Consider the following 21976-nt stretch of genomic DNA (forward strand, 5'->3'; position numbering starts at 1 on the left):
AGGGCGAGCCGTAAAGCCCGCCCTCGACATGTCCTGCGCTAGATGAGATGGAAGTACTCGTTTGTGAGAGCCGGCTTGGTCGTGCTGATGATCGTGGCGATCAGGTTGGCCGCCACTCCTACCCCGAAACCATCCCGGTCGTACCAGATCTCCCCTGTCGCCTGATTGTAGACGATGCGGTGGTTCGCCTGCGCCGTTGCGAGCGTCCCTGCATGGAAGACGCTGGCCTTCAAGATGCCACTATCCACGTCAGCCGCCGTGATCCCTGTGAAACGGCTCTGGGCCAATTCAATGCGGTCACCATTCACGGCCGGATTTCCTGGATCCTTCAGGTCGAACTGGACAATCTTGTCCGTGTTCAGATTCGTGATAGCCGCATCAAATCGGAATGCATCGTCACCTGCGCCTCCGTTCAGGCGGTCGGATCCACCGCCTCCACTCAGGGTGTCGTTACCGATACTGCCGTTCAGCGTGTCGTCGCCGGCTCCTCCCCTGAGATAATCGTCGATGCCGATCCCCGGGATACTGGTCGACAGCCCGTTCACCGTCTCCTTCTGGAGATTCAGGATCGTAATGGTCTTCGTAAACCGCACGGTGGTGGTACCGTCGAAGACATCGACCACGACATCGAAAGTGGGGGCGAGTTCGCTGTCGATTTTCGTCTGGTTCTTGACAAGCAGCGTGCCATTGCTGCCCAACTCGACGCGCCCTTGCGCATCGTCGACCAGGGTCCAGGTCAGCGCATCCGTGTCCGTTGCGGTGAACCGGCCGATGATGTTGCCACGCCCTAAATTCTCGCGAACCGTGTTGTCCGTGAAGGCGATGTTCGCTGGCGGCGGATTTTCGTCCGCACCAAGGACACGAACAACGTAATCGACGACCGGGCTCACCAAGTTCCCGTCATAGGCCTGAACCTTCAGCGTATGATTGCCTGCGTCGGCAGCCGTCGCGTCGCGGTTCAGTTCGATCAGACCCGAATTGGCGTTGATCTTGAACAGGCCATCCTGACTGACCAAACCGTTCGATCCGGCCAGAGCATCGGTGAACCGGAACTTGTTGACCTGGAATTCGGGATGGACGGTATCCGGATCCTGCGCCGTCGCGGTCGTGACATCGTCCCCAGCCCTGCTGTTGACGCGGACGGCATTCGCCGGGCTGAACGAAACGCCGGTCGGCGCCTCGTTCACGTCGGTGACGTAGACCCTGAGGGTCGTCGTCTGCGTCTCCCAGCCGGTCGCGGTTTCGGTCCCCTTCACGGTGAGCAGGTAGAATTTGCGTTCCTGGGGCGTGCCGCCGAACTCGGTCTGCAGATCCGGATCATCGTTCGGCCCCGCCTCGTAATCGACCGCGCCGATCAGCGTGATGGTCCCGCCCGCCCGGTCGATCGCGAACCTGTTTCCGGGATTGCCGACGAGGGAATAGGCGATCTCGCCCGCCGCGACATCGGGCGATCGCACCACGGCAACGGCCGTCTGCGGGGCGGCGTTCTCGTCGATCGTGCGGACCGTGCCCTGCACGACGGGCGCCGTCGGCGAGGAGGGCGAAAGGGAGATCGTCCCGTCCGTGAATTGCAGAGACTCGAAGTTGCTTAAGGTATCCTGGCCGTCGCCGCCGACGCGGCTGTCGGTCACCGTGAGGGTGCCGTCGAATTGCCGGGCGATGACGTAATTCGTCCGCGCTCCCGAAAACACCGCAACATCCCGACCCGCTCCTCCGTCCAGGAGATCGTTGCCTTTTCCTCCGGTCAGGACGTTATCGCCGCCATTACCCGTGATGACGTTCGAGAGGTCGTTGCCTGTGCCGTGGATGTCGGCGGCTCCCGTCAGGACGAGATGCTCGGCATTCGCTCCGAGGGTGAAGTTGACGGAGGCCCGGACCGTGTCGGTGCCTTCGCCCTCGTTCTCGACGACGACGTCGCCTTGATCGTCCACGATGTAGGTATCGTCGCCGCGCCCGCCGGTCAGCGTGTCGGCGCCTGTGCCGCCGTCGAGCATGTTGTTGCCGTCGTTGCCGGTGATCGCATTGGCGAGAGCATTGCCGGTGCCGCCGACATCGGCGGCTCCCGTCAGGACGAGGTTCTCGACATTTGCTCCGAGCGTGAAGGAGAGGAAGGTCTCGACCGTGTCGATTCCCCCGCCGGCACTCTCGGTCACCACATCGCCCGCGTCGTCGACGATATAGATGTCGTTGCCCCTGCCGCCCACGAGCGTATCGGCGCCCGCTCCACCGTCGAGCCTGTTGTTGCCGACATTGCCCCTGATGGTGTTGGCGAGGCCGTTTCCCGTGCCGGCGATAGAGTCGCTCCCACTTAGCGATAGGCGTTCGATATGGGCCGCGAGCGTAAACGAAACGGTGGCCACAACGAGGTCGTTGCCGGGATCGTCCTCCTCGATGACAACGTCGCCTTCATGGTCGACGACATAGGTATCGTTGCCGAGACCGCCGATCAGCGTGTCGGCGCCGGCCGCGCCGTTGAGCGTGTTGTTGCCGGCATTGCCCTTGATGGTGTTGGCGAGGTTGTTCCCGTTGCCGCTGAGGTTGCCCGATCCCGCCAGAACCAGGCATTCGACCTCGTCAGCGAGCGAGAAGGACACGAAGGCCCGGACCGTGTCGGTGCCTTCGCCGCCATTTTCGACGATGACGTCGCCCGTATTGTCCACGACGTAGGTATCGTCGCCGCGCCCGCCGGTCAGCGTGTCGGCGCCTGCGCCGCCGTCGAGCATGTTATTGCCATCGTTGCCCGTGATCGCATTGGCGAGCCCGTTGCCGGTGCCGTTGATGTCGGCCGCCCCCGTCAGCTCAAGGCGCTCGATATTGCCTCCGAGGATGTAACTGACGGAAGCTTTGACCGTGTCGGTGCCTTCACCCTCGTTCTCGACGACGACGTCGCCTTGATCGTCCACGACGTAGGTATCGTCGCCGCGCCCGCCGGTCAGCGTGTCGGCGCCTGTACCGCCGTCGAGGGCGTTGTTGCCGTCGTTGCCGGTGATCGCGTTGACGAGAGCATTGCCGGTGCCGTTGATGTCGGCCTCGCCGGTCAGGACGAGGTTCTCGACATTCGCCCCGAGCGTATAGGAGAGGGAGGTTTCGACCGTGTCGGTGCCTTCACCCTCGTTCTCGATGACGACGTCGCTTGCGTCGTCCACGATGTAGGTATCGTTGCCGCGCCCGCCGGTCAGCGTGTCGGCGCCTGCGCCACCATCGAGCGTGTTGTTGCCCTCATTGCCCGTGATCGCGTTGGCGACTTCGTTGCCCTCGCCGCGCAGATGAGCCGATCCGGTGAGAACGAGGTTCTCCAGAGCGGAGAAAAGACCGAGACTGTAGGAGATGGACGCCCGGACGGTATCGGTTCCGTCGCCGGGATTCTCGCCGACGGCGTCGCCCTCGTCGTCGACGATGTAGGTGTCGTTGCCCGCGCCGCCCCCGAGGGTGTCGGCGCCTGCGCCACCGTCGAGCGTGTTGTTGCCGGTATTTCCGATGATCGTGTTGTCGAGGCCGTTGCCCGTGCCATCGATGTCGTCCTCGCCGATCAGGAAGAGGTTCTCGATGTGATCGCCCAGCACGAAGGAAATCGAGGCAGCGACCCCGTCGGTTCCCTCCCGGTCGTTTTCGATGACGGCGTCGCCTACGTCGTCGACAAAGTAGACGTCGTCGCCGAGCCCGCCGATCAGCGTGTCGGCTCCCGCAGCCCCGTCCAGAACGTTGCTGCCCGTATTGCCGGTGATGACGTTGGCGAGGTCGTTCCCGGTGCCGGAGAGATCTCCCGTTCCCGTGAGGATGAGGTTTTCGATATGCGGCCCAAGCGTGAAGGAGATCGAGGTCTCGACCGTGTCGGTGCCTTCCCCGGCCTCTTCCTGGGCCCAGTCGCCTTCGTCGGTGACGATGTAGGTGTCGTCGCCGAGGCCGCCCACCATGTCATCGATACCCGAGCCGCCATCGAGCGTATCGTTCCCGGCACCGCCTTCGAGAACGTCGCTCCCGCCCTCGCCGTGGAGGGCATCGTCACCATCGCCGCCGGTCAGGGTATCGTCCCCGTCGCCACCATGGGCCGTGTCGTCTCCGTCGCCGAGATCGATCATGCCGATCACCGTTCCGCCGCGCCCGTCGAACATGTCGTCGCCCCCGAGAAGATGGATGTCGCCTGCGATCATGCCGCCGTTGCGGATCGCCTCTCGTCCGTCGCCGCCCTGAACGGCGGTGCCGCCGATGATTCTTCCCGTGTTGGCGAGCGTCGCCAGAGAGGCGGGAAGGCCGAAGAGGGAAGCCCTGGTGCCCAGCCACACGCCGATGCTGTCCGGGCCGCCGATCGCTTGAATCGTGCCCGCATTGGTGGTCCGGCTGCTGTTGTCGAGCCAGAGGCCGTGGGTGATGCCGACGATCGTGCCGGTATTTCCGACTTCCGTCCTGTCGACATCGAGCGATGCGAGACCCTGAATGCCGATTTCGCCGAAGATCACGCCGCTATTCGCAACGGCGACGTCGGCATAGCTGGCGAAGATGCCGATCCGGTCGCCCTGAACCTGACCGTTGTTGAAGACCCGGCCCCCATTGCCGATGTCGATGCCCGTCTCGCCCCCATGGACGAAGCCCGTGGATCCTACGAAAGCCGTGCTGTACTGGTTGCTGAAGTTGATCCCGGCGATCGCCCCCGAGATCTGCCCGAACACGGAGACGGCGGAATAGTCGTTGAATTCGAAGTACGAGACCGCATAGGCGAGATCGTTGCCGGGGTTGAGGATAAGACCTGCCTGCGTAACGATGAGATGGTCGCCCGATCCGACATATTGCGTCTCTTTCTGGAGGTCCAAAACATAGAGGATCGTCATGATGGGAGCTCGCGATCGCAGACATCAAGTCTAGATCGCTTATATGTTATATAATATCAATAGTTCGTCAACGTGACACCCGAAACGCCTTCGGAACGACGGAGCCGGCCCGCCCCCGCGACAGACTCCCGGCTACGGCCCTGCCGCATGGCCGGAGCCCGTCCCCTGAGTGGGCGCGGCCGTGACGGCCGATCCCATCGCTCCCCCCACCAGGGCGCCGATCGGCCCTCCGAGAAGAGCGCCTGCGAGGAATCCGAAGAAGATCCCGAAGGTCTGATCCTGCGAGACGCACGGGGCTCCGGCAGGGCACGCGGCCGGAGCGGCCGGAGCGGCCGCGTGAGAAGCCGTAATGGCTCCGGTACGGATCGGCGATGCGGCGACGACGTGCCGCACCTGTCGTTTCGCCCCGCCCAACCGGGCGCCGTGCTTCGCGGCCAGGTTCTTCGGCCTATTCCCCGACACATGCCTCGGCGCGGGACGGGGCGTCGCCTTCGCGGATTCGCCCGGCGGGTTGATCGACGAGACGGCAATGTCAGGAGGGTAGGGGGGCGGTGGGATATCGGGTTCCGCCTGCGGCTCCGGAGCGGCCGCGGGGCTCTCCGGGCCGGGCTTGCGGGGCTCGACGGAAGCCGTGCTCTGCGCGGGCTGCGGTTCGGCCTCCGCACCGGCCGCAAGGGCGGCGGGAGGACCTGAGGACGACCCCGGAGCCCCTGCCGAAGGCGGCAGCGAGGCGATCAGGGCCTGAACGTCGGGGCGGGTGAAGACCGGCTGAGCCCGGATGCCGGGAGAAAACCGCTCCTGGAACTCAATGCCGGGATCGGCCTGCGGCTGATCGGCGGACGAGGGCAAAGGCTGCGCGTCCAGTGGCAGCGATGCGGCATGCAATCCGCAGACGAGACTGGCGACGGCGATGGCACAGGTGCCCGAATGAGTCCTGCCGCGACGCGACACGGATCGACTCCCGACACGATCTCCGTGGTGTCGGTGAACCCGGGGCGAAACCGATCGTTCCGTGTCGACCGCCGCGGCGACCGCTTGTCACGTGCAGTTGACGATCGGGCCGTTAGAGCGGCCCCGCATCTCTGGCAGAGAACATCGACACGCGTGCGGGAACGTCCTCCACGGCAGGCTTGAACTCTCCGGTCTCGGGATCGCGCACCAGCAGGACGCCCGTGGCCACGCCGAAATAGGCGCCGTGAAGCTGAAGCTTCCCGCGCTCCACCAGGATGCGCACGCACGGGAAAGTCATCAGGTTCGTCAGGCTGTTCTCGACGGCGGCCAGTTCGAGGCGCGGCAGGTACTCGTCGAGCTTGCCGGGAGGGGGGCCGAGGCGTTCACCCGCGGGCTTGATCAGGGACATCCACCGGCCGATGAAATCGCCCGGCGACAGGGGGGCGGTGTCATCCGCGAAGGCACGCACGCCACCGCACCGGGCATGGCCGAGCACCACGATGTGCTTCACGCGAAGCGCCTGCACGGCGAATTCCAGCGCCGCCGAGGTTCCGTGAAAGTCGCCTCCGGTTTCGAAGGGCGGCACGAGGTTCGCCACGTTGCGCACCACGAACAGCTCGCCCGGGCTCGCGTCGAAGATCACCTCCGGCGAGACCCGGCTGTCGCAGCAGCCGATCACCATGGTCTCCGGCGACTGCCCCTTTTCCGCGAGAGCCTCGAAACGCCCCTTCTCTCGCGGAAAGCGGTCGTCGAGAAAGGAGCGGTAGCCATCGGTGAGGCGCTGGGGAAACATGGGCAGTTCCTTGGCTGTTAATGGGTCAGTTCGGCGAGTCTGACGAGTTCGACATTGGCTCCGCACAGGAGAATGCCGATCCGCTCGCCGGCTCGGGGTTTATAGGCCCCCGAGATCAATGCCGCCAGTGCGGCACCGCCGCCGGGTTCCGCAGCGATGCGATAGTCGCGCCAGAGAACCCGCTGCGCATCGCGAATGGCCTCGTCGGCGACGAGCGCCACATGGTCCACCGTCCGGCTGCAGATATCATGGACGAGATCGCCCGTGTTGCGGGCTCCGAGCGAATCGGCCGCCACCGAATCCACCTCCACGTCGACGGGCCGGCCCGCCTGCAGGGCGGCATGAAGCGCGCGCGAGCCCTCGGGCTCCACGCCCACCACCTTCACGCGGTCCGCCCACCAGCTCGCGATGCCGCCGATGAGCCCGCCCCCGCCGACCGCCACCAGAACCGTGTCGAGGGCGGGGCCGTCCTGCTCCCATTCGAGGCCCACCGTGCCTTGACCGGTCATGGTGCTCTCGGCCGCGAAGGGGTGGACGCGAAGGGCGCCGCTCTCGGCGACGTAGCGGTCGCAGGCATCCTGCGCATCGGCATAGCGGGCGCCGCCGATCGCCACCTCCGCTCCATGGGAGCGGATCACGGCGATCTTCGCCGGGCTCGAGATCTCTGGAACGAAGATGCGGGCCGCCACGCCGAGCCGGCGTGCCGCATAGGCCACCGCAGCGCCGTGATTGCCGCCGGAGGCCGCCGCGACCCCTGCGGCCGGAATCGGCTTCGACAGGAGCGTGTTGAAGGCGCCGCGGGTCTTGAAGGAGCCCGCATGCTGCAGAAATTCCAACTTCAGGCTCACCGGCCCGTCATGTCCGAAGGCGCCCGGCGCGTTGAGGAGCGGGGTGCGGCGGATATGGGGGGCGATGCGGGCATGAGCTTCTTCGATATCGGCGCGGGTGATGGTCATGACGGGTCCCTGAGCGTCCAGATAGCGACCGGCAGGCCGTGGGCGTCACGGCCGGGCGGATCGGGAAAGGATCGCCCTCCACCTGTCGCGAGATCGAGCGCCACGGTCAACCCCGCCAATGCGTCGAGCAGGTCGTCGGCCGCTGCGCCCCTCGGCGGCGCCGCATCGACGAGCGCCTCGCCCAGGAGTCCGGACTGCGCCAGCAGCGAGCGGCGCAGGTGCAGGCCGGGCGCGAAGGGAACGCCCTTCACCTTCTTGGGCTGGTCGAGGGCCGTTCTTCCGTTCAGGGCCCAGAAGACGAGTTCGGGATGCACCTCGAAGATCGTCTCCGTCAGGACGGGCCTGATCCGCAGCAGCGTGTCGATCTCGCGGATCTTGGGAAAGATGCCAAAGCCCTGCCGCGAGACTTTTCGCGGCGGATCGGATGTGGCGAGCGCCAAGGCGCAGGCTTCGCCGTAATCCTTTGCATAGACCGCCCGCCGCGAGGGAATGGCGAAGACCGAGGATTGCCGCTGCCCGAGGAGAGGGCGGATGAGCTGTTCCGGGATCCGGCCCGACCCTCTCGTCTCCTCGGGCAGACCGATGGGCATGTCGACCGCGATCACGGTGGGCCGCTCGGGCGCGTCGACGATGGCGACGAGATCGGCCGCGACGGCGATCCTGGCCGAGGCGGGACGGCCCACCTGCATGAACGCCGCGATCCATCCGGCCCGGCAGCCATCCACGCCCGCGACCCACATCGCCTGCTCCCCTTTGCGTCCACCCGCGCACCTGATTACAACCGTTTGCGCAACGAGGAACCATCATGATCGCGATCCGTCCCCGCCGTAGCGCCCTCTACATGCCGGGCTCGAATGCCCGCGCCGTCCAGAAGGCCAAGACGCTTGCCGCCGACGTCGTGATCTTCGACCTCGAGGATGCGGTCGCGCCCGACCTGAAGGCGCAGGCGCGCGATGCGGTTTGCGCCGCCGTGACGGCGGGCGGCTACGGACCGCGGGAACTCGTGATCCGCGTCAACGGCCTCCAGACGCCCTGGGGCGAGGCGGATTTCGCCGCCGCCGCCGGGGCCGCACCCCATGCGGTCCTGCTTCCGAAAGTCTCTTCGCCCGAAGATGTGCTGGAGGCGGGCCGGCGTCTTGATATCCTCAGCGCGCCCGAAAAAGTCCGCATCTGGGCCATGGTCGAGACGCCGCTCGCGATCCTGCAGGCGCAGGCGATCGCGGCAACGGCGCAAAACGACGGGTCGCGTCTCGCCTGCTTCGTCATGGGCACGAACGATCTCGCCAAGGACACCCGCGCGCGCCTCGTCCCCGGACGCGCCGCGATGCTGCCCTGGCTCATGACGGCGCTTGCGGCGGCGCGCGCCTACGGCCTCGATATCCTCGACGGCGTCTACAACACCCTGTCGGACGAGGCCGGCCTGCGTGCGGAATGCATGGAAGGACGCGATTGCGGCTTCGACGGCAAGACGGTCATTCATCCCGGCCAGATCGCGGCCGCAAACGAGATCTTCGCGCCGTCACTCGAGGAGGTCGAGACTGCGCGCGAGATCGTCGCCCTGTTCGAAATGCCGGAGAATGCCGGCAGGGGCGCTGTCAGCCATAACGGCCGCATGGTCGAACGGCTGCATGCGGACATGGCGCAAAGGACGCTGGCTCTGGCGGAGGCGATCGCGCGGAAAGAATCGTGAGTGGCGTGATCCCGGTCCGAATGGGCCGCTCCCTCGCCGATTTATCTCGCGAGCCATTCTTTCCTATCTGGCACCGGCCGGCAGCCTTGCTATAAAAGGCTATGGCTTTCGGGGGAGCAGGACCATGGCAAGAGACAATTCACTGACGACGCTGACCGACGAGGACCTCGCGCAGGTCGTCGGGGGCGCCGGTCCTTCGAACGCGTCCCACCTTCCGGACCGTTCGGGCGAAGGGTTCCCGGGCATCGATGCCGCCGATCTCGGCTCCGTCATCGACAGGGAACTCACCCTTCCGGCGCGTTTCGCGCAGGCCGTCGCGCACGCGAACGAGCAATGGAGGCAGGCCATCGAAGAGGGGGCTTCGCGACCCGTGCTTGAGAAAGAGCCGCGGATCGCTGAAGAGGCGGCCAAGCTCCAGAAGCTCGTCAACGACTACCGCAACGCTCTTTCGAAAGATTAGAGCATCGTGCGAAGAAGTGGGAACCGGTTCTTCGCGAAAAACGATGCTTCGCCAAAGAGAAAGAGCAAGCATTCTGACCCCGTCAGAATGCTTGCTCTAGAGCCTTTTCCGCAAAAGTGGATGCCGGTTTTGCGAAGAAAAGGCGTCTTTCTCAAACAACAAATGCCTTTTCCGTGAACCGAAGTTCATGGAAAAGGCTCTAGTCCGCAGGGCTTCCGTCCCGGTCCAATGGAGCCGGCAAGTGAGTGGATGGTGAGAGGATGGCCCGTCAGTCGATCCCAAGCCCCAGGAGAGCCGGAAGCTGGTTCATATCCGTGAAGGGATGCGCGCCTTCCGCCTCGAGCTGCTCGCAAGCGAGTTCCTTGGCGAAGCCGAGCACCCGGCAGCCCGCGGCGATCCCGGCGCGCACGCCGGGCAAGCTGTCTTCGACGACCACGCAATCCTCAGGTTCGGCGGAGCAGGCCAGCGCCGCTGCCAGGTAGATGTCCGGCCAGGGCTTGGGCCGCGGCACGTCTTCGAAGGAGAGGACGCGTCCTGAAAACAGGCTCGTGAAACCGAGACGATGCAGCTTCGTGCCGAGCTCGAGACGGGTCGAGTTGGACGCGACGGCGATCGGAAGTCCGTGCGACGCGATGGCCTGGAGGGCCTCCGGCGCTCCCGAGACAGGCTCGACCTCCTCCTTCATGACCGCGGCCACCTGGTGCGAGATCAGGGTCATCCAGTCCGCCGGCAATGCCCCGACCACCGCCTCGATCCGCGGCACCATGTCGGGCAGCGCGGTTCCGAGAAAGGTGTGGCCCGCCTCGTCCGGCGTCATGGGCCACCCCCGGACGGTGAGGTCCGCCGCGATCACCCGGTTCACGAGGGGTTCGCTGTCGGCCAGGACACCATCGCAATCGAAGAGGACGGCCGCAGGGCGGCGCGCCGGTCGAGAGGAAATCATCGAGCTTCTCTGCCTTTGTCTCGAAAACGAAGGGTACGGCCGTCGGGCCGCGCCCTTCAGGATGTCCGCCTTCGTTACTGCATCAGCGCGGTCGTGTCCTTGATAAGCTTGTCGAGGCCCGCTTCGGGCGAGGTCTCGCCCCGCATGACGCCGTTGATGATGTCGCGCTGCAGGCGCCAGATCCGCACCGAGCTGCCGCCCGGATAGCCCTGCCAGGGGACCGAGCGGTCCGTCTGGTACGTGATGGTCTTGAAGTTTGGATTGGCATCGTAATACGGCCCGAGGAATTCGGGGCCCGACGCGCGCTGGTTCGTCGGGAGATAGCCGGTGATTTCCACCACGATCTTCTGCGCCTCCGGACCGGTCATGAACTTGACGTATTCCCACGCGGCCTTCTGCTTGGCCGGATCCCGCGCCGTGATGACCGCCGAGCTGCCGCCGGTGGGCAGGCCGCCCTTCGCCTTGTCGTCGACGGGGAAGATCGCGGTTCCGAGGGTGAATTTGGTGCCGATGAGGTCCGTGATCTGGCGCAGCCGGGCGGGGGTCTCGAAGAGAATGCCCGTCTGGCCGGCGGTGAATTGCTGGCGCGACGAATCGAAGTCGATCAGCGGCATGCCCGTCTCGGTCACGAAACGGCGCATATAGGTCAGCGCCTTGAGGCCTGGCTCGCCCCCGAAGGCGACCTTCGTGCCGGATTCGTCGAGCATGTTCGCACCGCCCTGGTGGATGAGGGCGCGGAACAGCCAGTCGTCGGGCCAGTCGTGGACGTTGTAGGACAGACCCGCCACGCCCGGCGAGGCGTCGCGGATCTTCGTCGCGAGGGCGATCACGCCATCCCACGTATCCGGCATCTTGCGCGGATCGCCGCCGGCCTTCTTCACGAGCTCTTCGTTGAAATACATCAGCGGTGTCGAGGCGTTGACCGGCATGCCGTAGAGCTTCCCGTTGACGCGGCCGAGATCGATGATCTTCTCGGAGTAGTTGGCGTTACGCCATTCCGCCGGCTCGGCGTCGAGCAACGGCCCGAGCTCGGTGATCTGCTTGCGCTTCAGGAGCGCGTTGACGAGTTCGGTCTGCAGGTGGAAGCCGGAGAAGTATAAATCCGGCAACTGGTTCGTGACCGCCTGCCGCAGCATGACCTGGTGGCCTTCGTCATAGTTCGCGACGGGAGCCCGGAAGGTGATCTTGATGTCGGGATGGCGCTTCATGAATTCCTGAGCGATAGGCTCATGGAACTTGGCGAAGGAAGGCTGGGGATACAGAACGTCCAGCGTCGTTTCCGCCAGAAGCGGGGTAGCGGTCACGCTACCCGCGAGCGCCATGCCCGCGAGCGCCGCCGTGAATTTCGAGTAATAGCCCATAGCTGTCTCCTCCCAGGGTCCGTAGTGCAGATGTCGGAAGTGTCGGAAGCTGCCGTTCCTTCGGCAGTCGTTATTTGACGCCCGTCATCGTGATGCCTTGAATGAACTGACGGCGGGCGAAGAGAAACGTGATGACGAGGGGCGCGGTCAAAATCGCGGCGGCTGCGGTCAGCGCGCCATAGTTCGAGCCGGTCTCCGCATTGGCGAAGAACATCATGCCGAGCGGGGGCGGGGCCAGGGAGGCGTCGGTGATCACGATCAGCGGCCAGTAGAGGTCGTTCCAATGCGCGACGATCGAGAACACCGAGAAGGCCGCGATGGCCGGCCAGGCGCTCGGCGTCACGATGCGCCAGACGATTTCGAACTCGCTCATCCCGTCGAGGCGCGCCGCGTGGATGATGTCGTCCGGAAAGCTCTTGAAGAACTGACGAAGCAGGAAAATGGCAAAGACGGAGAGGAAAAACGGGACCATCATGGCGAAATAGGTGTCCAGAAGCCCGAGATTCGCCAGGCCGATATAGAGCGGCAGGGCCGGCACCTGCACGGGGATCGCAAGCCCGAGCAGCACCAGGACGAAGAGCAGGTCGCGCCCGGGGAAACGCAGCTTCGCCAGGGCATAGGCGCATGGAATGGCCACGAGCAGCTGCACGGCCAGGATGCCGCCGCACAGGATCACGCCGTTCAGGGCGAACCGGAGAAGCGGCGCCGCCGTCAAGGCATAGGAATAGTTCTCGACACCGTAGAACCGCTTCGGCCACAGGCTGAAGGTGGCGGTGAACACCTCGTCGGGGGGCTTTATCGATGTGGCGAGCATCCACACGAACGGCATCAGGATGAACACGGCGCCCGCCAGCAGGAACCCGTGCGTGAGCGCGAGCCCGAGCATGCGTCGCGCGCGGGCCAGTCCCGGCGAGGGCCGGGCGGTGGAGGGGAGCGGAGACTGCGTGCTCATCAGTAATGCACCCGGCGATCGAGAACGAAGGTCTGGATGACGGAGAAGATGAGGATGAAGACGAGGAAGATGATCGTCAGCGCGGCCGCATAGGCCGTGTGGAAGTACTGGAAGCCTTCCAGGTAGACCGCGTAGAGCAGCACCTCGGACGCCCCGGCCGGGCCGCCGCGGGTCATCACCGCGACCGTGTCGAAGACCTTGAAGGCGGTGATCGAGGTGGTGACGATCACGAACATGGTCGTCGGCCCGAGAAGCGGCCAGGTGATCGTGAGGAACCGGTCGATCCCGCTGGCGCAGCCGTCGATCTCGGCGGCCTCGTAGAGGTCCTTTGGAATGGCCGAAAGGCCCGCCAGGAACAGGACCATGTTGAAACCCACGAGCTGCCATATGCCGATGACGGCGAGCGTCGGCAGCGCAAGAGACGGATCGCTGAGGAAGGCGACCTCGCCGATGCCGATCGCGCGGAGAAAGGCATTGATGGGTCCGAGCCGCGGATGGAGCAGAACCTGCCAGACCGTCGCCATGGCGATCAAGGTCGAGGTGACCGGCAGGAAATAGATCACCTCGTAGAACGAGCGGGTTCTCCTGCGGCCATGGACGAGCACCGCCACCAGGAGACCGAGCCCAACCGCGCCGGGCAGGACGATGGAGACGTAAAGAACCGTGTTCCAGAGAGAGCGCCTGAAGACCGGATCCGACATCGCCTTCTGGAAATTGCCGAGGCCGACATTCGTGAAGTCCAGTGCGCCGAGTTCGTAATCTGTGAGGCTCAAATAGAAGAGGACGATCAGCGGAGTGATGGTGATGACGACGAGAAGCAGGAAGGCCGGGAATGCAAATCCCATCCCGACCAGCTTCTCGATCATGGCCTGCCGGTTGACGCGGGCCCGCGGCGGAACGGCCTCGATCGGGGATGCGGCTGTCGCGGCCATCACGCGGCTCCTCCGCGCGTGACGAGCGTGAGCGGACGCGCGATCGGCTTCCCGTTCGACTGGTCAGGATCGACGCGTTCGCCCCGCTCGTCGAAGATGTGGCAAGCCGCCACGTCGAAGCTTAGTTCGACGTCGCCGCTGACGGCCTGAACCTCGGGACCGGCGGGAACGCGCGCGACCACCGATGCGGGCCCGGCGACGTCGAAATGGAGGATGAATTCCGAGCCGAGATTTTCCTTGCGGCGCAGCCTCGCCGGCAGCGACGCGCGGCCGGGGCGCGCCTCCCCGGTCGTGGCCGGGGACACCGCCTCCGGCCTGATTCCGAGCGTCACGTCCGAGCCCGGCGCCAGTGAGGTTTTGAGCGGAAGCCGCCTGCCCATCAGCTCGATGCAGCCGTCATGGCCCACCTTCGCTTTCAGGAGATTGATGGTGGGACTCCCGATGAAGGACGCGACCTTGATGTTGACCGGCCGCTCGTAGAGTTCGGTCGGGGTGCCGAGTTGCAGAATGCGTCCGGCATCCATCATGGCGACGCGGTCGGACATGGTCATCGCTTCGACCTGATCGTGGGTCACGTAGATGAATGTCGTCTTGAGTCGCTGATGAAGCTCCGCCAGTTCGGTCCGCATGTGGACGCGCAGCTTGGCGTCGAGATTCGACAGCGGCTCGTCCATGAGGAACACGTCGGGATGGCGCACCATCGCGCGCCCGAGCGCGACGCGCTGGCGCTGTCCTCCCGAAAGACGCGCCGGCCGGCGGTCGAGCAGGTGCTCGATCTGGAGCTGCTCGGCGATGGCGCGCACCTCGCGCGCGATCTCGGGCATGACCCTCCGGCGGCGGCTCGAAAAGTGCTTGATCAGCGGCAGCCGCTCCCACAGCGACAATCGCTGCATCGTCAGTGGAAGCGCGATGTTGGAGAACACCGACATATGGGGATAGAGGGCGTAGGACTGGAACACCATCGCGACCCGCCTCTCGTGCGGGCGAAGATGGTCGATGGGCGCGCCGCCGATGAACATGGAGCCCGACGTCTGCGGCTCGAGCCCGGCGATCATTCGGATGAGGGTCGACTTCCCGCATCCCGATGGACCGATGAGCGTCAGGAACTCCCCGTCGGCGATGTCGAGATCGATCCCGCTCAGGACCGGAACCGCCCCGAAGGACTTGGCAAGGGCACGCAATTCAACTCGGGCCATCTCGGGCTCCTCTACGCTGGTCCCACGTCGTCAGGCCGCTTGCCGCGGCGGATAGACCTCGTGCACCACGTCGTCGATCCAGTATGTGGTGAGCCCGGGCACGTCCTCGCGGGTCGCCGTCACGTCGGAATCCGCGAAGTCGTATATCACCGCGCCGAGGCGGCACTCTCCCGGCATCGGCGGCTGCATCTCGGGTCCCACGACGAAGCCGGCGGATGGACCCCAGATGTAGCGGCAGCCATCCACGCGCAGGTCATGGGATTTGTGGAGATGTCCCGTCGCGATGAGTGCGACGTCGAACTCCCGCACGAGGTCCAGAAGCGCCTTTCGCGGCCCGGGTTTAACCGACCAGTAGCCTGTATCGGGCTCGTCCGGTCCTTCGAGGAAGAGCGGCTTGTGCGTGAACCAGGCGATCCGGCGCCCCGTGGCGTCGGTCATGGCCTTCCGGAGCCAGGCGAGCTGCTCCTCCTCGTCGGGCAGGTCCGAGCCGAACAGCATCGCGTTGAGACCCAGCAAACGCCAGTTTTCCACGTCCCGGAGCCACCAGTCGCCACCGAAATGACGGCGCCAGCGCTCGAGCCGCGCCCGGTCGACGGGCTGGTGCGGATGATAGGCCTCGCCGACATCGTGGTTCCCAGGCACCGACAGGACGGGCGCCGGGAGATTCCTGAAGATCGAAGCGCAGTAGGCCAGATCCTCCTCCTGATCCGCCCCGTCGACCGACACGTCGCCGGTATGGATGATCAGATCCGGCCGCTGCTCCGTTGCCCATGCCAGAAGCGCCGGCCAATTGGCCGCGAAGTGCCTCTTCGTCGGACTCAGATGGGTGTCGGAGATCTGAAGCACGCGCATTATGGTGTTCACCCTCTACGGTTTTCGTGAGAGCGCAAATCGATCCGCCGCGCCCGGCCTGCTTCCGATCCTGGCTCGAACGGCATCGACGTGCCTCCCGATCTTGCTGGGTTCGCGACCGGCTCATTCGGCTAATCGGCAACGGCCGATCTCGCGAACCTTCAAACCTTCTCGAATTCAGAATACATATGCATTATGAATTTTACAAATGGTTAGTTCGTTGAATTTGCAATCTCCATCGTCCGGACGAGGCCCGCGGGCACCAGGGCTTCTCGCGGCCTCGATGAAGCAGCGCCCACGAGCGCTGCTCGCCCCGTTGGGGCTTATCCGGGAGGCAGGCTGGACCGGCGGATATGACATGCGAACGTCGAGGATTTGAGGAACGAAGCGGCGTCAGCGCCCGCCGCGCCGCCGCTCCGGTCTCGCCTGAGAGGCCACGCCGGTGCCGATCAGATCGCAGGCGCCTCTGGCCGTCTCCTCATCGCAGACGATCACCGAGGCGAAGCGCGCCTTCAGGGCTCCGGCGATGGCTTGCGTCTTGTTCTTCCCGCCCGATGCGAGAATGACGGTGGGGATCCGCGAAAGCTCGTCGAGCGGGAGCGCGATGGCGCGGCGGTTCAGCGGATGATCGATCATCCGTCCCTCCGCATCGTAGAACTGCCCCAGGATGTCCCCAACCGCGCCGCACGCCGCGAGTTCGTCGACGATCACGTCGCGCGGCAGGCCATAGCGGATCAACAGCGAGCGGGGAGACAGATCGCCGATGCTGAGCACCGCGACGTCGTTGGTCGCGATGCGCTCGAACGTCTCGCGGAACACGTCCTGCGCCAGAATGATGTCGCGGGACTGCGGGCTCCCCGCGTAGATGGGCGCGGCCAGATATTGGCACTCGGCATTCAGGAGGTTGGCCAAGCTGCTCGCGGTCTCGAAGGTATTGAGTTCAAGCCCATGCGTCAGGCCGCCCATCATCGAGTTGACGCACAGGTCCGGGTAGCGTCCGGCGCGCGTCTTGCGGATGGTTTCACGAAGCGTTGCGCCCCAGCCCAGTCCCAGGCCCGTGATCCGGTTCGTCTCAAGAAGGTTCGACAGATATTCGCCCGTGGCCTGCCCGATCAGGACCGGAACGAGATCGGGGTCGCCGGGCGTCGGGATGATGACCGCGTCCTTGAGGCCGAATTCGCGAACGAGGAATTGCTCGAGTTCGACACAGGTCGCGAATTGCGAATTGAGCGTGATGTTCACGAGGCCGCTCGCGCGGGCGTCCACCAGCATCCGGTTCACGCGCAACCGGGTCATGCCGAGTTTTTCCGCGATCTCGGCCTGCGTCAGCCCTTCCATGAAATAGAGCCAGGCGACGCGGGTCTCGAGAGAGTTGTCTGCCGAATTGATCATGGGCTCAGGGCTTCAGCAGCCTCCCTCATGTGGCGACAGGCCCCGGAGTGATCGGCCTGCGGCGGTCTTGGCTCGGTCATTCTCTAAACCCTCCGCGAGGGCTGTGGAAGCAGGGACGGCCCGTTGCCAGTCTTATACATATGTAATACAAAGTATTCAAATGTATGGCCAGTGAGGAATCAATGACAGATCAGGCGCAGGTTCTCGGCGACGCGATCCGGACGGCGGCAACCACGCGCTTCGTGCGGGTGGCTCCGTCCGCTCTGGCCGCGTTGCCGGACGCCGTCAGGGTCGCAGGAGACCGGCCGCCCATGATCGTCGCCGACCAGAACACGATGGCCGCGGCCGGGCGCGATGCACTCTCCCTCCTGGAGCAGGCGGGGTTTCTCACGGAAGCCCCGGTCATCCTGGAAGGCAAACCGCGCCTGAAGCCGAATGCCCAGGTTGCACGCGACATGGCGAACGCGATCAAGGCGCGGGGCGTGATTCCGGTCTCGGTCGGGTCTGGCGTCGTCAACGACCTCACGAAATATGCCGCCGAGCTGGCGGGTGTCGCCTATGTCAGCGTCCCCACGGCGGCGTCCATGGACGGCTATGCGGCCTCGGGCGCCGCACTGCTCGACAACGGGTTCAAGCGCACGCTCGCCTGTGCTCCGCCTGTCAGCATCGTTGCGGATCTCGACGTGATTGCCCGGGCACCGCCCCGCATGGCCGGCTGGGGTTACGGCGACCTTGCCGGCAAGATCGTCGCGGGTGCCGATTGGACGCTGGCCGACGCCCTCGGCGAGGAGCCGCTCAACCGGGAGCCGTTCGCGCTCGTCCAGGAGAATGTGCGTGCGTGGCTGTCGAAGCCCGCTGACATCGGCAGAGCCGATCCGGCGGCACTCGGTGATCTGATGGATGGCCTGCTCGTCTCGGGTTTCGCGATGCAGGCCCACGGCAATTCCCGGCCAGCGAGCGGAGCCGAGCATCTCATCTCCCATGTCTGGGAAATGGAGGGGCTGACCCATCGGGGTGAGCCGGCTGCACATGGCGCCTGCGTCGGGATCGGGACGGTGGCGATCCTGGCGCTCTACGAATGGTTCCTGGCGCAGGACATCGATGACGAGGTCGTCCGCCGTGCTGCCGGCAGGACGGCCTCGCCTGACAGCATCGAAGCCGAGATCGCTGCGGCCTTTCCCAATCAAGCCATCGCCGAGAGCGCCCGCATCGAGATGCGCGAGAAGCTGGGGCAGGCCACGCGACGCGCCGAGCGGCTTTCCACGCTCCGCGCGACCTGGCCGAGTCTGCGGGAAGAACTGCGCCGTTTCTGCGTTTCACCGGGCGAGGTCGAAGGCTGGCTCCGAGAGGCCGGCGCGCCGACCCATCCGGAGGATCTCGGGGTGCCTTTGCAGACGCTGGCGGCGGAGTATCGGAGGGCCCGCCTGATCCGCCGGCGGTTCACGATCCTCGACCTTCTCGACGATCTGGGATGGCTCGACAGGGGAGTCGTCGCGCTCTTTGCCGAGGGTGGCTTCTGGGGTCGTCGCTCCAGGGAGGGAGAGCGGCCCGCCGCGTCGGCGCAAGGCTGCTAGCCCCTACAGCATCGGGTGTGAAATCGGCCCCACATCCGATGCGGTCAGCCTATGGTCTTGAGTATCTTCTCACGCAAAACCGGGTCCCACTTCCCGCGTTCAATGCTCTCCTTGCTTGAGCATCTTTTCACGCAAAACCGGTTCCCACTTTTGCGTTCGATGCTCTCATGAGATGCCGGATGCGCTGCAAGGGGTGGAGCGCTTCGGCCTTCGCCAGGAGGCTGCTCTGGCAGCGGCAGGAAAAGCCGGTTGCCAGGATGGCTCCGCCCGCTTCGTCCACGTGCCGCTTCCAGGAGAGATCGAAAATCCTGGCTGACGTGTCGGCATTGCGCGTCTCGTGCCCCCAGGTTCCCGCCATGCCGCAGCAGCCCGCGTTCGGGACCGAGATTCCTTGCCCGAGCGTCTCGAAGATCGAGACCCACTCGCCCTTGCCGCCCGGGTGGAGCGTGCGTTCGGTGCAATGCAGCATAAGGGTGAGGCGCTCTCGGGCCTTGTTCCCCGCGCAAGCGGCCAGGGCCTCGGTCTGCGTGGCAAGCCATTGCTGCGGCAATAGAACCGGGATGCCCGCGGGGATCACGTCCCGGTACTCGTCCCGATAGGCGAGAGTCATGGCAGGCTCGATCCCGACGAGGGTGAAGCCGTCATTGGAGAGCTTTTGCAGGCTGGCGCCCGTTCGGCGCGCCTGTCTTTCGAAGGCCTTGAGACGGCCGAGCACGTGCAGCGGCTTCCCGTTCGGGCGGAACGGCAACAGGTAGGGTTCAAAGCCGAGAGCCCTGATCACGAATGCCAGGTCGAGCACCAGATGGGGTTCGAAATAGCGCGTGAAGGCGTCCGGCACGATCACGACGGCCCTGTCGGGGCGCGGTGGAGCCGCAAGGTTCAACGGCTTCAGTCCGGCGGCCGCCAAATCCCCCCGGCCGAGGGCTTTCGGCAGAGCCGGAACATGGGTCAGGCCGAGGCTCTTGAGAAGTGGCGAGAACGGCCCTTTCAGGGCGAGGTTGGCGAGCCTTGGAAAGGCCGACGCGAATGGCAGAAGCTTCTCGAGGCAGCCGAGAAGATGATCGCGGGCGGGGCGTGGGTTGCGGGCATACCAGCTTTCCATGAACTTCGCGCGAAAGCGCGGCACATCCACCTGCACAGGGCACGCGCGTGCACAGGCCTTGCAGGAGAGGCACTCGTCGAGGGCGTCCTTGACCTCCCGTTCAAAGCCTGGATCGGCGCGGCCTTCGGGCCCCCCTTGGCGCAGCCACTCGCGCACGAGGGCCGAGCGGCCCTTGGGCGAGTTCCGGCGATCGTTCGTGGCCTTGTAGGACGGGCACATGACCTCGTGATGCGCGTGATTGAAGCAAGCGCCGTTGCCGTTGCACGACACCGCTCCCTCGTATTGAGCGCGCTGCGCCTCGGGGATCTGCCGGTCCGCCGCGCCGCGCAGGGGCACTTCGTCGATCTTGAGAAGCGCCGCCCCTCGGGCGGAGGCGATCTTGCCCGGGTTCAACTGGTCGCCAGGATCGAAGGCGCGCTTGATCTCCTCCAGAGCCGGGTAGAGGGGCCCGAAGACCTTGGGTACGAATTCCGAGCGCACGCCCTTGCCGTGCTCGCCCCACAGAAGCCCGCCGTATTTGCGCGCCAGCGCCTCGACCCGCTCGGTCACGCGGCGCACGAGCGGCTCCTCCGCCGGATCGATGAGATCGAGGGCGGGGCGCACGTGCAGCACGCCCGCATCGACATGGCCGAACATGCCGTATTGCAGCCCCTCTTCGTCGAGCACCGCGCGGAACTCTCGAATGAAGGGCTCGAGGTTCTCGGGCGGGACGGCGCAATCCTCCACGAAGGGCATCGGCCGCCGCTTGCCCGCGGTGCGGCCCAGGAGGCCCACGGCCTTCTTGCGCATCTCCGTGATCCTGGCGACATCGCCCCCTCGTGCGAGGGTATGGCTGCGGCGCCCTTCCGCCGGTTCGCGCAGCCGGGTCAGGGCGGCCTGGATTTGCGCCTCGACGGATGCCTCGTCGTCGCCCGTGAACTCGACCAGGTTGACGCCCTTGGCTTCAGTGTCGGGGAAGAAAGGCGAGACGTATTCCCAAACCGGATCGGCTTGAGCGAGGCTCAGCACGCGGCTGTCGACGGTCTCGACGGCGGCCGCGCCGAGGCCCGCCATGACCCGGGCATCCCTCAAGGCAGCCTGGAAATCGTCATAGAAGACGTTGATCTGCTGCGAGGCCTTCGGGATCGGTACGAGATTGATCCTGGCCTCGGCCAGCATCGCGAGGGTGCCTTCGGAACCGCAGAGAACGGCGCGGGGATCGATGCGCCCATCCGCATCGCGCAGATGCGCCAGATCGTAGCCCGTGAGCGAACGGTTCAACTTGGGGAAGCGCTCCGCGATGAGCCCGGCATTGTCGCGTGCGACCCGCTCGAGGATGCGCAGGATGTCTCCCTCGCGGCCCTTGAGGGTGGCGATCTCCCGGGCGGTGCGAGGCTTGGTATCGAGAACCTCGCCGCCCACCAGAACGGCCTTCAGCTCCAGAACGTGGTTCGATGTCTTGCCGTAAAGACAAGAGCCCTGGCCGCAGGCATCGGTCGAAATCATCCCGCCGATCGTGGCGCGGTTGGAGGTCGAAAGCTCGGGCGCGAAGAAGAGGCCGTGCGGCCGGAGCACCTCGTTGAGCCTGTCCTTGATCACACCGGGCTGCACCCGCGCCCAGCGCTCCGCGACGTTGATCTCCAGGATCCCGGTGAGATGGCGCGAGAACTCGACAACGACGCCGTGACCCAGGGACTGGCCATTGGTGCCGGTGCCGCCGCCGCGCGGGCGCAGCACCACGTCCTCGAAGCGAGGGTCGGCGAGAAGCCGGCCGATGCGTTGAAGGTCCTGAACGGATCTTGGAAAGACGACGATGTCGGGCAGGACCTGATAGATCGAGTTGTCGGTTGCCAGGACCTGGCGCTCGGAGCGTTCATCCGAGAGGTCTCCCTCGAATCCTTCCGCCTTCAGGGCCGCCAGAAAATCCGCATAAGGTCCCATTGCTCTGTCATTCGCCACATATGTGCGGGGGCGGCTAGAGCATCGGACGTGAAAAGTGGAATCCACTTTTGGGTCC

General features: G+C 65.4%; 16 protein-coding genes. 3 read left to right on the forward strand and 13 right to left on the reverse strand.

Going from position 1 to position 21976, the window contains the following annotated elements; genetic code table 11:
- Positions 1 to 38: 38 nt before the first annotated feature.
- The 5 genes from AB8841_RS09940 to AB8841_RS09960 all read right to left on the reverse strand — a co-directional run bounded on the left by AB8841_RS09940 (position 39) and on the right by AB8841_RS09960 (position 8266).
- Positions 39 to 4826 carry a beta strand repeat-containing protein gene (locus AB8841_RS09940; protein ID WP_370435696.1) on the reverse strand — a complete coding sequence of 1596 codons (4788 nt, stop codon included), beginning with the start codon at positions 4824 to 4826 and terminating at the stop codon, positions 39 to 41.
- Between the two features lie 132 nt (positions 4827 to 4958).
- Positions 4959 to 5777 (reverse strand): hypothetical protein, encoded by an 819-nt coding sequence (locus AB8841_RS09945; protein ID WP_370435697.1) that lies wholly within the window; start codon positions 5775 to 5777, stop codon positions 4959 to 4961.
- A 112-nt stretch (positions 5778 to 5889) separates the two neighbouring features.
- A complete protein-coding gene (locus AB8841_RS09950) occupies positions 5890 to 6570 on the reverse strand; it encodes a carbonic anhydrase (protein WP_370435698.1) in 681 nt (226 codons plus the stop codon).
- A 17-nt stretch (positions 6571 to 6587) separates the two neighbouring features.
- Positions 6588 to 7526 (reverse strand): threonine/serine dehydratase, encoded by a 939-nt coding sequence (locus AB8841_RS09955; RefSeq protein WP_370435699.1) that lies wholly within the window; start codon positions 7524 to 7526, stop codon positions 6588 to 6590.
- A complete protein-coding gene (locus AB8841_RS09960) occupies positions 7523 to 8266 on the reverse strand; it encodes a DUF429 domain-containing protein (protein ID WP_370435700.1) in 744 nt (247 codons plus the stop codon). The genes AB8841_RS09955 and AB8841_RS09960 overlap by 4 nt, the downstream gene beginning before the upstream one ends.
- Positions 8267 to 8331: 65 nt before the next feature.
- Between AB8841_RS09960 and AB8841_RS09965 the strand changes: the two genes are divergently transcribed.
- Positions 8332 to 9216: a CoA ester lyase gene (locus tag AB8841_RS09965; protein ID WP_370435701.1), complete on the forward strand. Its 885-nt coding sequence runs from the start codon at positions 8332 to 8334 to the stop codon at positions 9214 to 9216.
- 124 nt (positions 9217 to 9340) lie between these two features.
- Complete coding sequence (locus tag AB8841_RS09970; RefSeq protein ID WP_370435702.1) at positions 9341 to 9676, forward strand: hypothetical protein; 336 nt, start codon at positions 9341 to 9343, stop codon at positions 9674 to 9676.
- 268 nt (positions 9677 to 9944) lie between these two features.
- On the opposite strand, the gene AB8841_RS09975 is transcribed toward AB8841_RS09970, so the two are convergent.
- The 7 genes from AB8841_RS09975 to AB8841_RS10005 all read right to left on the reverse strand — a co-directional run bounded on the left by AB8841_RS09975 (position 9945) and on the right by AB8841_RS10005 (position 17304).
- A complete protein-coding gene (locus AB8841_RS09975; protein ID WP_370435703.1) occupies positions 9945 to 10619 on the reverse strand; it encodes an HAD family hydrolase in 675 nt (224 codons plus the stop codon).
- A 74-nt stretch (positions 10620 to 10693) separates the two neighbouring features.
- Positions 10694 to 11980: an ABC transporter substrate-binding protein gene (locus tag AB8841_RS09980; protein WP_370435704.1), complete on the reverse strand. Its 1287-nt coding sequence runs from the start codon at positions 11978 to 11980 to the stop codon at positions 10694 to 10696.
- Positions 11981 to 12050: 70 nt separating this feature from the next.
- Entirely contained in the window at positions 12051 to 12866 is an 816-nt protein-coding gene (locus tag AB8841_RS09985) for a carbohydrate ABC transporter permease (RefSeq protein WP_370439237.1), read from the reverse strand.
- Between the two features lie 65 nt (positions 12867 to 12931).
- Positions 12932 to 13864 (reverse strand): carbohydrate ABC transporter permease, encoded by a 933-nt coding sequence (locus AB8841_RS09990; RefSeq protein WP_370435705.1) that lies wholly within the window; start codon positions 13862 to 13864, stop codon positions 12932 to 12934.
- Positions 13864 to 15060, reverse strand: coding sequence for an ABC transporter ATP-binding protein (locus AB8841_RS09995; protein ID WP_370435706.1), 1197 nt, complete (start codon positions 15058 to 15060; stop codon positions 13864 to 13866). The genes AB8841_RS09990 and AB8841_RS09995 overlap by 1 nt, the downstream gene beginning before the upstream one ends.
- 30 nt (positions 15061 to 15090) lie before the next feature.
- A complete protein-coding gene (locus AB8841_RS10000; protein ID WP_370435707.1) occupies positions 15091 to 15912 on the reverse strand; it encodes a metallophosphoesterase in 822 nt (273 codons plus the stop codon).
- A 393-nt stretch (positions 15913 to 16305) separates the two neighbouring features.
- Positions 16306 to 17304, reverse strand: coding sequence for a sugar-binding transcriptional regulator (locus tag AB8841_RS10005; protein ID WP_370435708.1), 999 nt, complete (start codon positions 17302 to 17304; stop codon positions 16306 to 16308).
- Positions 17305 to 17486: 182 nt separating this feature from the next.
- Between AB8841_RS10005 and AB8841_RS10010 the strand changes: the two genes are divergently transcribed.
- Positions 17487 to 18878 (forward strand): sn-glycerol-1-phosphate dehydrogenase, encoded by a 1392-nt coding sequence (locus AB8841_RS10010; protein WP_370435709.1) that lies wholly within the window; start codon positions 17487 to 17489, stop codon positions 18876 to 18878.
- 127 nt (positions 18879 to 19005) lie between these two features.
- On the opposite strand, the gene AB8841_RS10015 is transcribed toward AB8841_RS10010, so the two are convergent.
- A complete protein-coding gene (locus AB8841_RS10015; protein WP_370435710.1) occupies positions 19006 to 21900 on the reverse strand; it encodes an FAD-binding and (Fe-S)-binding domain-containing protein in 2895 nt (964 codons plus the stop codon).
- Positions 21901 to 21976 lie beyond the last annotated feature (76 nt).

Origin of the sequence: Microvirga sp. TS319, assembly GCF_041276405.1 — a bacterium.
Lineage (GTDB): Bacteria > Pseudomonadota > Alphaproteobacteria > Rhizobiales > Beijerinckiaceae > Microvirga.